Genomic DNA, 12,686 nt, shown 5'->3' with positions numbered 1-12,686 from the left:
CAACATGGTTGCACTGGCAAGGACGCCAATGTACACCATCGCTCGCGCACAGCCCGATTTATCGGTGTTTGCCGCGCCTGGTTTTACAGCTGGCTCATGCCGCCATCGACAATCAGTTCGGTGCCGACCACGAAGGCCGATTCCGGCGCCGACAGGAACAGCACCGCACTGGCCACTTCGTCGGGCGTACCGAAACGCTTGAGCGGAATCTGGCCGACCACCGAGGCCACCATCGCGTCGAGCTGCCCGGGCGCCAGTCCGAGGCGGCCGTAGATCGGCGTCGTCACCGGCCCCGGACTGACCACGTTCACGCGCACGCCGCGTTCGAGCAGTTCGGCCGACAGCGTTTTGGCGAACGAGATCAAGGCCGCCTTGCTGGCCGCGTACACCGACGAATTGGGCATGCCGATATGGGCATTGATCGATCCGTTCAGGACCACCGCCGCGCCACGGTTGAACAATGGCGTGAGCGCCTGGATGGTGAAGTAGGCGCCCTTGACGTTGATGTCGAAGGTCTGGTCCCACAGCGCCGCGTCGATGCTGTCGAACGGGGCGAACTTGGCCACCGCCGCATTCACGAACAGGGCGTCGAGCGTGATGCCCTGCCGCGCCAGCTGCGCCGCCAGTTCCTTGGCCGCGCCGATATCGCCCTGGTCGATCCGCAGCGCCAGGGTGGCGCCGCCGATCTGTTCCCTGGCCTGGTCGAGCGTGGCCTGGTCGCGCCCCGTGATGATGACGCGCGCGCCTTCCCTGGCGAAGGCGGCGGCGGTGGCCAGGCCGATCCCGCTGTTGCCGCCAGTGACGAGAACGGTTTTGTTTGCAAAGCGCTTCATGGTGAAACTCCTGTCTGTGTCGAGTGGAGCGGCGAAGAGTGCCGCGTCAAAACCACTATAGAATCAATGAATCCATCAATCAAAGCCGTCAATATTGATGCTATATTCAGCTTTTGTGAATGATGGGAAGCGCCATGGACCGTCTGCGTGCGATGGAAGTGTTTGTGGAGGTGGTGCGCAAGAACGGCTTTGCGCGCGCGGCGGCCGCGCTCGATACCTCGCCGGCCAACGTGACCCGCATCGTGGCCGACCTCGAAGCCCATCTCGGCACGCGCCTGCTGAACCGCAGCTCGCGCAAGATGTCGCTGACCGACAGCGGCGAAGAGCTGTACCAGCGCGCCAAGACCATCGTCGAAGACATGGCCGAAGTCGAAGCCATCGCCGCGTCTTCGCGGCAGCCGCGCGGCCTGTTGCGCATCAATGTGCCGGTCAGCTTCGGCATCGCCCACCTGGCGCCCTTGTGGCCGCGTTTCATGGCGCAGTATCCGCAAGTCGAACTCGAGATCGCCCTGATCGACCGCGTGGTCGACATCGTCGAAGAGGGCTACGACCTGGCCGTGCGCATCTCGCGCCAGGGCTCCGCCTCGCATGCGGCGCGCAAGCTGGCCACCTCGCGCAACGTCTGCTGCGCCGCTCCGGCCTACCTGGCGCGGCACGGCACCCCGCGGGCGCCGGCCGACCTGCGCGAGCACCAGTGCATCGGTTACAGCTACGCGGTGGCCGGCGACGAGTGGCACTTTACCGACGACAGCGGCGCCGCCCACGCGGTCAGGGTACGCTGCGCGCTGCGCACCAACAATGGCGACACCAGCCGCGCCGCCGCGCTGGCGGGGCTGGGCGTGGTCTGCCATCCGACCTTCCTGATCGGCCCCGCGCTGCGCGACGGGCGCATGGTGGCGCTGCTGCCGGGCTACCGGCTGCCCGATATCGACGTGCTGGCGGTGTACCCGAGCCGGCGCCAGTTGAGCGCCAAGGTGCGCGCCATGATCGATTTTCTGGCGGCCGAACTGAGTGGAACGGCGCCATGGGACAGAAACTGAGATAGACTTGCCTTTTCATTCCACTCGCATGTAAACACGATGGCGATCCTGTCCGAACTGGTTTTGTATCCGATCAAGTCCTGCGCCGGCATCTCCGTGCGCGAAGCCACGCTGACCCGCTCCGGCCTGTCGGTCGACGCGGTGTACGACCGCGAATGGATGCTCATCGACGAGCATGGGCAGTTCCTCACGCAGCGCGAGCATCCGCGCATGGCGCTGATCGTGCCGCGCCTGTTGTCCGACACGCTCGAGCTGCGCGCGCCGGGCATGCTGCGCCTCGAAATCCCGCTCGGCCTGCCCGACCCCGACCACGAAGTCACGCGCGAAGTGACGGTCTGGGAAGACACGGTGCTGGCCTACGACTGCGACGAAACCACCGCCACCTGGTTTTCGAAAGCGATCGGCGTGCCGTGCCGGCTGGTGCGCTTCCACGCCACCGCCACCCGTTTTTCGAGCACCAAGTGGACCGGCGGATCGGCCGAGCCGACCCTGTTTTCGGACGGCTATCCGATCCTGGTGGTGGGCCAGGCCTCGCTCGACGACCTGAATCAGAAAATGCAGGCGGCCGGGCGCGCTGCGCTGCCCATGAACCGCTTCCGCCCGAATATCGTCATCGAAGGCATCGAGGCCTTCGAAGAAGACTACGCCGACCATTTTGCGCTGGGCGAAGCGCGCCTGAAACCGGTCAAGCCCTGTTCGCGCTGCCCGATTCCGGCGGTCGACCAGGCCAGCGGCGAGCCGGGCCCCGATCCGCTCGACATCCTGCGCAGCTACCGCAGCAAGCCGGCCATGGACGACAAGATCTGTTTTGGCATGAATGCGATCGTGACCGACGGCGATGGCGAGCGCCTGCAGGTGGGCCAGCCGGTGACCATGACGCTGGCGTTCTGAGGCCGCGGGCAGCCCTGCAAATACGACACGGCGCAGTTTTTCGTTTTCAAGGCCGGCCGGATGGCGTAAGGTGGCACAATTGTCGAGGTCGACAGGAAAAAGGTGGGAACCGTATGCATGATCCCGGCGCCGCGGCGCGCGATGTGGAAGCCGAAAACGAGTCCTTGCGCGCGCGCCTGGACTATCTGGTGGAGCAGGCCGAGCGCAATCACGAGATCATGTGCCGGCACCAGGCGTTCGACCTCGAGATCGTCGGTTCCGACAGCTTCCAGGCGCTGATCGGCACCATCTTCGGCAGCCTGCCGTCGATTGCCGGTCTCGATATCGTCACACTGAGCCTGGTCGACCAGGACGCCGACATCCGCACCGTGATGGACAAGCTGGGGGTGGACTTCAACGATTTCCCGCACATGATTTTCGTGGACGCGGTGGCGGCGCTGGGCTTCGTGCCGTCGCGCAGCGAGGTGTTTACCGGCCCGCCCAAGCCGATGCTGGGGCCTTACCATCCGGCCGGGCACCAGCCGATGTTCCCCAACCAGCCGCCCGGCCTGCAAAGCATCGCGCTGGTGCCGCTGCTGCGCAACAAGCGCCTGATCGGCAGCCTGAATCTGGGCAGCCTCGATCCGACCCGCTTCACGCCGGCCATGGCCACCGACTTCATCGAGCACATGGCGTCGATCATCGCGATTTGCCTGGAAAACGTGATCAGCAACGAGATGCTCAAGTATATCGGCCTGACCGATTCGCTCACCGGGGTGTACAACCGGCGCTACATCGACCGTCGCCTGCTCGAAGAAATCGGCCGCGCGCGGCGCCAGGCGTACCGTATTTCGTGCCTGTACATCGACATCGACCATTTCAAGCAGGTCAACGACAGCAGCGGGCACCAGGGCGGCGATGAAGTGCTGCGCGAGGTGGCCGCGCGCATCAAGACCGAGCTGCGCCTGTCGGATGCGCTGGGGCGCTTCGGGGGCGAGGAATTCGTGGTGCTGCTGATCGATGCGAACCTCGACAGCGCGATCCAGGTGGCGCAGCGGATCTTGCACAGCATCGCGGGCGCGCCGTTCGTCTTGTCGACTGGGGAAAGCCTGCGTATTTCGGTGTCGATCGGGGCGGCCACGTTAGACGATTTCGAGCGCGATCATGCGATCGAAGGCGTGGCGCAGGAGTTGGTGGCGCATGCGGATTCGGCGCTGTACAAGGCGAAAGAGGGCGGGCGCAACCGGGTGGTGTCGTTTACCTGACCATTAGCCCGTCGTCTGAGCGGGGGCGACGGCATAGGGGCTAATGCAGCAAGCGCTCCTCGGCGCGGTTCACGGCATCGGCCGACCCGCGCAGCACCACCACATCGCCCACTTCCAGCTGCGTGAGCGGCGTCACATCGAGCCGCTCCTTGCCGCGCCGGACCGTGGTCACATCGGCCCCCAGCTGGCCCAGGTCCAGCTGGTCGATGCGCTTGCCGACCGACGCCGCATCTTCGCGCAGGGTCACCGAATGGAGCCGCACGAACAAATGCTCCGGATCGTCGCTGACGTCGCCGCTGCCATGAAAATACCCGCGCAGCGACGCGTAGCGCTCGTCGCGCGCGCTCTGCACCCGATGCACCACGCGCCGCAGCGGCACGCCCATCATCACCAGCGCGTGCGATGCGAGCATCAAACTGCCCTCCAGCGCTTCCGGCACCACTTCCGCCGCCCCCGCCTTTTTCAGCACATCGAGATCGGTATCGTCGTAACTGCGCACGATCACCGGCAAGGCCGGCGCCAGCTCATGCACCAGGTGCAGCACCTTGATCGCCGACGGCGTGCTGGCATACGTGATCACCAGCGCGCTGGCGCGGTAAATCCCGGCCGCCACCAGGCTTTCGCGGCGCGCCGCGTCGCCGTACGACACATGCGCGCCGGCCGCCTGCGCTTCCTGGACCCGCTCCGGGTCCAGGTCGAGCGCCTGGTAAGCCACTTTTTCCTCGGTCAGCAAGGTCGCCAGGGTCTGGCCGCTGCGCCCGAAGCCGGCGATGATCACGTGCTTCTGGGTCGACATGGTGCGGCTGGCGATTTGCGTCAACTGGAGCGACTGCATCATCCACTCGTTGGACGCGACCTTCATCACGATCTGGTCCGACCTGGCGATGATGAACGGCGCCACCAGCATCGACAGCACCATCGACGCCAGCACCAGCTGGATGATGAAGTCGTCGATCAGGCGCGCGCCGGAGGTCAGGTTGAGCAGCACGAAGCCGAATTCCCCCGCCTGCGCCAGCGCCAGGCCGGTGCGCATCGACACGCCGTCGGATGCGCCGAACATCTTGGCCAGCACCGCGATCAGGGCGAACTTGAGCAGCACGGGCAGCACCAGCAAGAGCAGCACCAGCCACCAGTTTTCCAGCACCAGACCGACATTGAGCAGCATGCCGACGGTGATGAAAAACAGCCCGAGCAGCACATCGCGGAACGGCTTGATGTCTTCCTCCACCTGGTGCTTGTACTGGGTCTCGGAGATCAGCATGCCGGCCACGAACGCGCCCAGCGCCAGCGACAGGCCGGCGTGCTCGGTGATCCAGGCCGCGCCCAGGGTGATCAGGAGCAGGTTGAGCATGAACAGCTCCTGCGAGCGGCGCTTGACGACGATGGTGAACCACTTGCGCATGATCTTCTGGCCGATGAACAGCAGCAGCACCAGCACGATCACCGCTTTCACGCCGGCCCAGGCCAGCGTTTCGGCCAGTTCCTCCGGGGGTTTACCGAGCGAGGGAATCAGGATCAGGAGCGGCACCACCGCCAGATCCTGGAACAGCAGGATGCCGATGATCTTGCGGCCATGCCCGCTTTCGAGTTCGAGCCGCTCGGTCAGCATCTTGACCACGATCGCGGTCGAGGACATGGCCAGCGCGCCGCCCAGCGCGAACGCGGCCTGCCAGGTGATTTTCAGGCCCGGCAGCTGGGTCGCCAGCAGCCAGCCAAACAGCATGGTGGCGACGATGGTGAGCACCACCTGGGCCATCCCCAGGCCGAACACGATGCGCCGCATCGCCATCAGCTGCGAGAGGGAGAATTCGAGCCCGATCGAGAACATCAGGAACACCACACCGAATTCGGCCAGGGTTTCGGTGGTTTTGCTGTTTTCGGCCAGTCCCAGGGCGTGCGGGCCGATCAGGATGCCGACGGCCAGGTAACCGAGCATCGGCGGCAGGTGCATCATGCGGAAAGCGACCACGCCCAGTACGGCGCTGCCTAACAGAAGGAGGGTGAGTTCTAGTCCTGAAAACATGCGGTGCCGTGTAAAGGATTGGTAAAGGACGAGCGAAAACACGGGGTAACCACGATTTCTGCGTCTGGCAAGTTTTTTGCTTTCGCAATTCGTTTATACTTCTGCCATGAGTGTAACCCATGAAAAAACAATGCTGAAAGCTTTTGACAAAAACCTCACGCAACGCGCCATGCGACTGGCCCGCGAGACCTTGGAAATCGAAGCGGACGCCATCCGCGCCCTGCACGCGCGCCTGGAGACCGACGACAGCGTCGGCCAGGCCGTCGGCCTGCTGATGGCGTGCGGCGGGCGCGTGGTGGTCTCCGGCATGGGCAAGTCGGGCCATATCGCGCGCAAGATCGCCGCCACCCTGGCCTCGACCGGCACCCCGGCCATGTTCGTCCACCCCGGCGAAGCGGCCCACGGCGACCTTGGCATGGTCACCGCGCAGGATGCCTTCATCGCCATCTCGAATTCCGGCGAGACGGCCGAACTGATGTCGATCCTGCCGATCATCAAGCGCATGGGCGCACCGCTGATCGCCATGACCGGCAACCCGCAATCGAGCCTGGCGCTGCTGGCCGACGTGCACCTCGACGTCTCGGTGGCCAAGGAAGCCTGCCCGCTCAACCTGGCGCCGACCGCCAGCACCACCGTCACCCTGGCGCTGGGCGACGCGCTGGCCGTGGCGCTGCTCGACGCCCACGGCTTTAAAGAAGAAGATTTCGCCCGCTCGCATCCGGGTGGTGCGCTGGGACGGCGCCTGCTGACCCACGTGCGCGACGTCATGCGCAGCGGCGACGCGGTGCCGGCCGTAACTGCCGATGTGTCGCTCTCGGTGGCCCTGCTCGAAATCACCCAGAAGGGCATGGGCATGACCGCCATCGTCGACGCCGCCGGTCATCCGGTCGGCGTATTTACCGACGGCGACCTGCGCCGGCTGATCGAGCGCGTGCAGGATTTCACGAAGATCACCATCCGCGACGTGATGCACGCCGACCCGCGCCGCGTCGGTCCCGACCAGCTGGCGGTCGACGCGGTGGCCATCATGGAACAATTTCGCATCAACCAGATGCTGGTGGTCGATGCCGACGGCAAGCTCGTTGGCGCCCTGCATATCCACGACCTGACCCGCGCCAAGGTGATCTGACATGAGCGAGCCCGCAAACCAACTGGCCCACATGCAGCGCGCCGCCGCCGTCAAGGTCATGATTTTCGACGTCGACGGCGTCCTCACCGACGGCAGCCTGACCTACGGCCCCGATGGCGAAGCGACCAAGACCTTCAATGTGCTCGACGGCCTGGGCATCCAGCTGCTGCAAAAGAGCGGCGTGGCCACCGCCATCATCAGCGCGCGCCAGTCGCCGATCGTGGTGCGGCGCGCGGCCGACCTGGGCATCATGCACGTCCACCAGGGCATCCACGACAAGCGCGTGGCCTTTGCCAAACTGCTGGAAGCGACCGGCGTCAGCGCCGCGCAATGCGGCTACATCGGCGACGACGTGATCGACCTGCCGCTGCTGCTGCAGGTCGGCTTTGCCGTCACCGTGCCGACCGGGCATCCGGAAGTGCAGTACCGCGCCCATTACGTCACCAAGGCCGGCGGCGGGCGTGGCGCGGTGCGCGAAGTGTGCGACCTGGTCATGCGCGCGCAAGGCACCTACGACGCGGCGCTGGCGCCGTACTTCGCCTGATGCACGCCACAGGAGACCACCATGCATAAGCGCACCGCACACCGCTGGCGCCTGACCGCGATCATGGTGGTCGGGACCTTCTTCGCCTTCGGCACTTTCTGGCTGGTCCAGCTGGCGCAGAACGCCGACGCCACGGTCGATCCGAACACCTTCAAGAATGAACCCGACTACATCGTCGAACAATTCAGCTTCGTGCGCATGACACCCGAGGGCAAGCCGCGCTACCTGGTGTCCGGCGCCAAGCTCACGCACCGCCCGATCGACGATTCGTCCGATGTCGAGCTGCCGGTGCTGCAGGGCGTCGCGCCCGGCCAGCCGCTCACCACCATCACCTCGCAGCGCGCGCGCATCCGCCACGCCCAGAACCAGGCCGACCTGATGGGCGACGTCAAGGTGGTGCGGCCGGAGTCGCCCAACAACCGCGCGATGCAGCTCAAGACCGAAGCACTGACCGTCTTTACCGACGAAGACCGCATGACGTCCGACCAGCCGGTCCAGGTCACGCTGGGCAATTCCACCATCAGGGGAACCGGCATGGAAGCGAACAACGCAACGCGCGAGCTCAAGTTCGCCAGCCGCGGGCAGATCGTGTATCCACCGAAAGCGGCGCGCGCAGCGCCAACCATCACAGGTAAACCACAATGAAAAAATTCCTAGCCATCGCCCTGCTCGGCCTGGCCGCGGCCACCGCGTCCGCCGAAAAGGCCGATTCCGCCAAGCAGGCGGTGATCACCTACGATTCCCTGGAGACCAATGAAGTGACCCAGGTGACGATCCTGACCGGGAACGTGGTCGTCACCAAGGGCACGCTGATTCTCAAGTCGGACCGCGCCGTCATCAAGGAGACGCCCGAAGGCGACATGTTCGTGACCCTGACCGCCAGCGCCGGCAAGGCTGCCACGTTCCGCCAGAAGCGCGACGGCGGCCCCGACCTGTGGATCGAAGGCCAGGCCCAGCGCATCGAATACGATGAACGCAACGACATGATGAAGCTGTTCTCGAACGCCAAAATCCGCCAGCTCGAGGGCCAGAAACCGACCAACGAAATCGAAAGCGAATTCATTTCCTACGACAGCCGCAAAGAGGTGTTCGTGGCGCGTAATGACGCCAGCGGCGCCAACAAGCCGGGCCAGGGGCGCGGCACCATGATCATCGCCCCGCGCAAGCCGCGCGCCGCGCCGGCCACGCCGGCGTCCAGCGCGCCGGCGGTGACGCCCGCACCAACGCCGGCGCCCGCGCCGACCACCACGCCAGCTGCGGGAAATCCATGATCGAACCGAAAAATTGCGGCAGCACGCTGATCGTGCGCGGCCTGCAGAAAAGCTACGGCAAGCGCCTGGTCGTGCGCGACGTCTCGTTGCAGGTCGACTGCGGCGAAGTGGTCGGCCTGCTCGGCCCGAATGGCGCCGGCAAGACCACCTCGTTCTACATGATCGTCGGCCTGGTGCCGTCGGACGCGGGCACGATCGATATCAGCGGGGTCGATATTTCGAGCCTGCCGATTCACCGGCGCGCCGCGCTCGGCCTGTCGTACCTGCCGCAGGAAGCGTCGGTGTTCCGCAAGCTGACCGTGGAAGAAAACATCCGCGCCGTGCTGGAGCTGCAAAAGGTCGACGGCAAGTCGCTCACCAAGGCGCAGATCAACGAACGCTTAGATACCCTGCTGGCCGACCTGCAGATCGAAAAACTGCGCGAGAACCAGGCCATGTCGCTCTCCGGCGGCGAGCGGCGCCGGGTCGAGATCGCGCGCGCGCTGGCGACCAACCCGCGCTTCGTGCTGCTCGACGAACCGTTCGCCGGGGTCGATCCGATCGCCGTCATCGAGATCCAGCGCATCGTGCGCTTCCTCAAGCAGCGCGGCATCGGCGTTTTGATCACCGACCATAACGTGCGCGAAACGCTGGGTATCTGCGACCGCGCCTACATCATCAACCAGGGTGCGGTGCTCGCCTCCGGTCGTCCCGACGATATCATCGCGGATGAATCCGTGCGTCGGGTCTACCTGGGCGAACACTTCCGGATGTAGGCATGAAACAGTCCCTTCAACTACGCACTTCCCAGCACCTCGCGCTCACGCCCCAGTTGCAGCAGTCGATCCGGCTGCTGCAGTTGTCGACCCTGGAACTGCACCAGGAACTGGAACAGCTGTTGAGCGACAATCCGCTGCTCGAACGACTCGACGATCCGCTCGATCATTCGGTGCGCCTGTTGGGCGATGGCGCCATCAGCAGCACCTCGACGCCGACCGAAGCGCCGCCCGAGCCGGGTGCGCAGGATGCGCCGGCGCCAAGCGAAGGCGAGACCTTCGAAGGCGGCGAAGCGGACAGCCCGGCCAGCAATGACAACGATGGCGAGTGGGGCGACCTCGGTCGCGCCAAGACGCCCGACGACGAGGATTCGCGCCCGCAGCTCGAAGCATCGAGCATCACCTTGCGCGAGCACCTGATGGAGCAGATGCGCGTGACCGTGCTCGAAGCGCGCGACCGGGCGCTGGTCGAACTGATCGTCGACGCCATCGACGACAACGGCTACCTGACCGAGTCGCTCGAAGAGATCCACGAGCGCATGCCGCCCGAGCTGGAGATCGAGATCGAGGAACTGCGCACCGTGCTGGCGCTGCTGCAAAGTTTCGATCCGAGCGGCGTATGCGCGCGCAATGCGTCCGAATGCCTGGCGCTGCAGATCCGGCGCATGCCCGGCGTGCCGATGGTGACGCGGCGCATGGCGCTGACCATCGTCGAAAACCACCTGACCTGGTTCGCCCAGCGCGAATTCAACAAGCTGAAAAAAGCGCTCGACTGCGACGATGAAGACTTGCGCGAGGCGCAGACCGTGATCCGCCAGTGCAATCCGCATCCGGGCGCGGAGTTCGCGTCCGACGTGTCGGACTACGTGGTGCCGGACGTGATCGTGCGCAAGGCAAAAAACGGCTGGTCGGTGATGCTCAATAACGACGTGATGCCGCGCCTGCGCGTAAACAGCATGTACGCCGCGCTGCTCAAGCAGGGCAAGGGCGAAGGGCAGATGGGCGCGCAGCTGCAGGAAGCCAAATGGCTGATCAAGAACATGCGCCAGCGCTTCGACACCATCTTGCGGGTGGCCGAAGCGATCGTCGAACGCCAGCGCAATTTCTTTTCGCACGGCGCGGTGGCGATGCGCCCGCTGGTGCTGCGCGAAATCGCCGACACGCTTGGCCTGCACGAAAGCACGATCTCGCGCGTGACCACGCAAAAGTACATGATGACGCCGCACGGCATGTTCGAGCTGAAGTATTTTTTCGGCAGCCACGTGGCCACCGAAGCGGGCGGCGAAGCGTCATCGACGGCGATCCGGGCGCTGATCGTGCAGCTGACCAGCGCCGAAGATCCGAAGAGCCCCCTGTCGGACAGCAAGATCGCCGACATGCTGGGCGAGCAGGGCATGGTGATTGCGCGCCGCACGGTTGCCAAGTACCGCGAAGCGCTCAAGATTCCGCCGGTCGCCCTGCGCAAGTGCCTGTGACCGGGCGGGCAGGTGTGCGCAGCGCTTACAGGAACTCCGGGTAGTCGCGCAAGAGCGACTTTTCCAGTTGCTCGACGTTGCCGAAGAAGTCGAATTCCCCGCCGCCCGAGATGCGCCGTCCCGCATCCCAGCTGCGCCAGGCGCGCTGTGTATCTTCGCTCCTGTAAAGCGCCATTGCCATGCCGCCGTAGGCTGACGCCATTGCCGGATTGGCCTGCAGCGCCTTGGCGTACAACGCAGCCGCTTCGCGGTACCTGCCCAACTCTTTGAGGTTATCGGCTTCAAACAGCATCAGGACATGTTGCTTGCGCGTGGTGTGCTTGCGCAGGTCCTGCAGCGTGACGTTGGCCGCTTCCAGTTCCGCCGTGGTCTTCTTGTCGTCCATGACGGCATCGAGCCGGATCACCTCCGGGTTGGCCTTCCCCAGCGCGCGCTGCTCTGGCGTGCGCGTGATCGAAGCGCCCCCCGAGAATATCCATTCGTTCAAGCCCAGCACGGCGTCCAGCGGCCGATTATCTGCGTGCGCCTGCGCGATTTCGCGCTCGGCCGCCTGCCTGGCCGCAGCCGTCGGCGGGGCCGCGTCGAGCACCTTGTCGATCTCGTCGCCCTGCGGCGCACGCGGCTTGTAGGCGGCCAGACTGTAAGCGGCCGGCGCGCCTTGCTTGACGGCGCTGACCGTATAGGTACGCGTTTCGCTGTAGCCCTCGATCTGCTTGTGGTACGTGACCAGGCTGGCCGGCAGGCGTTGCTGGGCGGAGAGGCGCGTCAGCACGCGCGGATGGGCGCCGAAATTGCGCAGGACGCGTGCGAACATGGCCGCGTCGGCGGCGCTGACGCTGGTACCGCCCGGGCCGAGACTGGCCATGCGAATGCCGTTCACTGCCAAAACCGTGGCGCCGCCTTCGCTCGACTCGGTCAGCGTACGCGCCCCCTCCTCGAGCGACAGATTGTTTTCCAGCTCGATCAAACCGTAGGCCGGCGTGAAGCTGCCCTTCTTTCTGATGGCGAGCAGGCGATAGCCAATGGTGTCGAACATCGAATACCTTACATAGCTGCGGCTTGCCTGGTCGATCTGGTAGCGGCGCCGCGTCACCAGGTCGAGAATCGTGGTTTCCTTCGCGTCCTGTACGGTCAGATAGCGTTCGCCCTGCACGACCTTGAATGTATGCGTTTCGTTCGGTATGGGTACGCCGCCGCGCGTCGCGCCGGTGTAGTCGATAGCGACATGCAGGTCGTAGGTAATGGCGGCGCACGCCGGCGCGCCAGCGGCGCCCAGGGTACCCAGCATCGCCAGGCGCAGCAGGGAAGTGGAAGTGGATCGCGTGAACATGGTGGCCCGCTATGGTGGTGATAGTGAGTATGGTCACTCAACCTGATGGGTTTCGGCGCCATTTTGATCACGTAGCGTGATGGGCGATGGGGTGACCCCCGCAAGGAACTTGAACAAATGCTCCTATTGGGGGAGTCTTCGGTTTCCTAAG

General features: G+C 65.0%; 12 protein-coding genes. 9 read left to right on the top strand and 3 right to left on the bottom strand.

What is annotated here, in order from left to right:
* Nucleotides 1-83: 83 nt before the first annotated feature.
* On the bottom strand, nucleotides 84-833 hold the full coding sequence (locus F1735_RS07925; protein WP_167236426.1) for an SDR family oxidoreductase: 750 nt from the start codon (nucleotides 831-833) through the stop codon (nucleotides 84-86).
* 134 nt (nucleotides 834-967) lie between these two features.
* Between F1735_RS07925 and F1735_RS07920 the strand changes: the two genes are divergently transcribed.
* The 3 genes from F1735_RS07920 (at nucleotide 968) to F1735_RS07910 (ending at nucleotide 4,008) form a co-directional block, all read left to right on the top strand.
* A complete protein-coding gene (locus tag F1735_RS07920; protein ID WP_167236425.1) occupies nucleotides 968-1,873 on the top strand; it encodes a LysR family transcriptional regulator in 906 nt (301 codons plus the stop codon).
* A 39-nt stretch (nucleotides 1,874-1,912) separates the two neighbouring features.
* On the top strand, nucleotides 1,913-2,764 hold the full coding sequence (locus F1735_RS07915; protein WP_167236424.1) for an MOSC domain-containing protein: 852 nt from the start codon (nucleotides 1,913-1,915) through the stop codon (nucleotides 2,762-2,764).
* A gap of 113 nt (nucleotides 2,765-2,877) precedes the next feature.
* Entirely contained in the window at nucleotides 2,878-4,008 is a 1,131-nt protein-coding gene (locus tag F1735_RS07910; RefSeq protein ID WP_167236423.1) for a DUF484 family protein, read from the top strand.
* A gap of 40 nt (nucleotides 4,009-4,048) precedes the next feature.
* Here F1735_RS07910 and F1735_RS07905 read toward each other — a convergent pair whose 3' ends face one another.
* A complete protein-coding gene (locus tag F1735_RS07905; RefSeq protein ID WP_167236422.1) occupies nucleotides 4,049-6,031 on the bottom strand; it encodes a monovalent cation:proton antiporter family protein in 1,983 nt (660 codons plus the stop codon).
* A gap of 106 nt (nucleotides 6,032-6,137) precedes the next feature.
* On the opposite strand from F1735_RS07905, the gene F1735_RS07900 reads away from it, so the two are divergent.
* Genes F1735_RS07900 through F1735_RS07875 form a run of 6 tightly spaced genes read left to right on the top strand, consistent with a single transcriptional unit; the run spans nucleotide 6,138 to nucleotide 11,205 of the window.
* The gene (locus tag F1735_RS07900) at nucleotides 6,138-7,160 is read left to right on the top strand and encodes a KpsF/GutQ family sugar-phosphate isomerase (protein WP_167236421.1); all 1,023 of its coding nucleotides are present in this window, start codon (nucleotides 6,138-6,140) and stop codon (nucleotides 7,158-7,160) included.
* Between the two features lies 1 nt (nucleotide 7,161).
* A complete protein-coding gene (locus F1735_RS07895; RefSeq protein ID WP_167236420.1) occupies nucleotides 7,162-7,704 on the top strand; it encodes a KdsC family phosphatase in 543 nt (180 codons plus the stop codon).
* Nucleotides 7,705-7,725: 21 nt separating this feature from the next.
* Nucleotides 7,726-8,349 carry an LPS export ABC transporter periplasmic protein LptC gene (gene lptC, locus F1735_RS07890; protein ID WP_167236419.1) on the top strand — a complete coding sequence of 208 codons (624 nt, stop codon included), beginning with the start codon at nucleotides 7,726-7,728 and terminating at the stop codon, nucleotides 8,347-8,349.
* On the top strand, nucleotides 8,346-8,975 hold the full coding sequence (gene lptA, locus F1735_RS07885; RefSeq protein WP_167236418.1) for a lipopolysaccharide transport periplasmic protein LptA: 630 nt from the start codon (nucleotides 8,346-8,348) through the stop codon (nucleotides 8,973-8,975). Before lptC ends, lptA begins: the two co-directional genes overlap by 4 nt.
* Complete coding sequence (gene lptB / locus F1735_RS07880) at nucleotides 8,972-9,730, top strand: LPS export ABC transporter ATP-binding protein (RefSeq protein WP_166889974.1); 759 nt, start codon at nucleotides 8,972-8,974, stop codon at nucleotides 9,728-9,730. The genes lptA and lptB overlap by 4 nt, the downstream gene beginning before the upstream one ends.
* A 2-nt stretch (nucleotides 9,731-9,732) precedes the next feature.
* Entirely contained in the window at nucleotides 9,733-11,205 is a 1,473-nt protein-coding gene (locus F1735_RS07875; RefSeq protein WP_167236417.1) for an RNA polymerase factor sigma-54, read from the top strand.
* A gap of 25 nt (nucleotides 11,206-11,230) precedes the next feature.
* Here F1735_RS07875 and F1735_RS07870 read toward each other — a convergent pair whose 3' ends face one another.
* The gene (locus tag F1735_RS07870; protein ID WP_167236416.1) at nucleotides 11,231-12,535 is read right to left on the bottom strand and encodes a tetratricopeptide repeat protein; all 1,305 of its coding nucleotides are present in this window, start codon (nucleotides 12,533-12,535) and stop codon (nucleotides 11,231-11,233) included.
* Between the last annotated feature and the right edge of the window lie 151 nt (nucleotides 12,536-12,686).

The organism is Massilia genomosp. 1, from assembly GCF_011682185.1.
GTDB classification, from domain to species: Bacteria; Pseudomonadota; Gammaproteobacteria; order Burkholderiales; family Burkholderiaceae_D; genus Telluria_A; species Telluria_A rubra.
The sequence above is the reverse complement of the archived record's forward strand: the minus strand, read 5'-3'. Positions and strand labels throughout refer to the sequence as shown.

Excerpts from the sequence above, each read along its gene's own strand:
- lptA (WP_167236418.1), top strand. The coding sequence starts at position 8,346 with ATGAAAAAATTCCTAGCCATCGCCCTGCTCGGCCTGGCCGCGGCCACC.
- F1735_RS07900 (WP_167236421.1), top strand. The coding sequence starts at position 6,138 with ATGAGTGTAACCCATGAAAAAACAATGCTGAAAGCTTTTGACAAAAAC.
- lptC (WP_167236419.1), top strand. The coding sequence starts at position 7,726 with ATGCATAAGCGCACCGCACACCGCTGGCGCCTGACCGCGATCATGGTG.
- F1735_RS07915 (WP_167236424.1), top strand. The coding sequence starts at position 1,913 with ATGGCGATCCTGTCCGAACTGGTTTTGTATCCGATCAAGTCCTGCGCC.
- F1735_RS07895 (WP_167236420.1), top strand. The coding sequence starts at position 7,162 with ATGAGCGAGCCCGCAAACCAACTGGCCCACATGCAGCGCGCCGCCGCC.
- F1735_RS07925 (WP_167236426.1), bottom strand. The coding sequence starts at position 833 with ATGAAGCGCTTTGCAAACAAAACCGTTCTCGTCACTGGCGGCAACAGC.
- F1735_RS07910 (WP_167236423.1), top strand. The coding sequence starts at position 2,878 with ATGCATGATCCCGGCGCCGCGGCGCGCGATGTGGAAGCCGAAAACGAG.
- F1735_RS07920 (WP_167236425.1), top strand. The coding sequence starts at position 968 with ATGGACCGTCTGCGTGCGATGGAAGTGTTTGTGGAGGTGGTGCGCAAG.
- F1735_RS07870 (WP_167236416.1), bottom strand. The coding sequence starts at position 12,535 with ATGTTCACGCGATCCACTTCCACTTCCCTGCTGCGCCTGGCGATGCTG.
- F1735_RS07905 (WP_167236422.1), bottom strand. The coding sequence starts at position 6,031 with ATGTTTTCAGGACTAGAACTCACCCTCCTTCTGTTAGGCAGCGCCGTA.
- F1735_RS07875 (WP_167236417.1), top strand. The coding sequence starts at position 9,733 with ATGAAACAGTCCCTTCAACTACGCACTTCCCAGCACCTCGCGCTCACG.
- lptB (WP_166889974.1), top strand. The coding sequence starts at position 8,972 with ATGATCGAACCGAAAAATTGCGGCAGCACGCTGATCGTGCGCGGCCTG.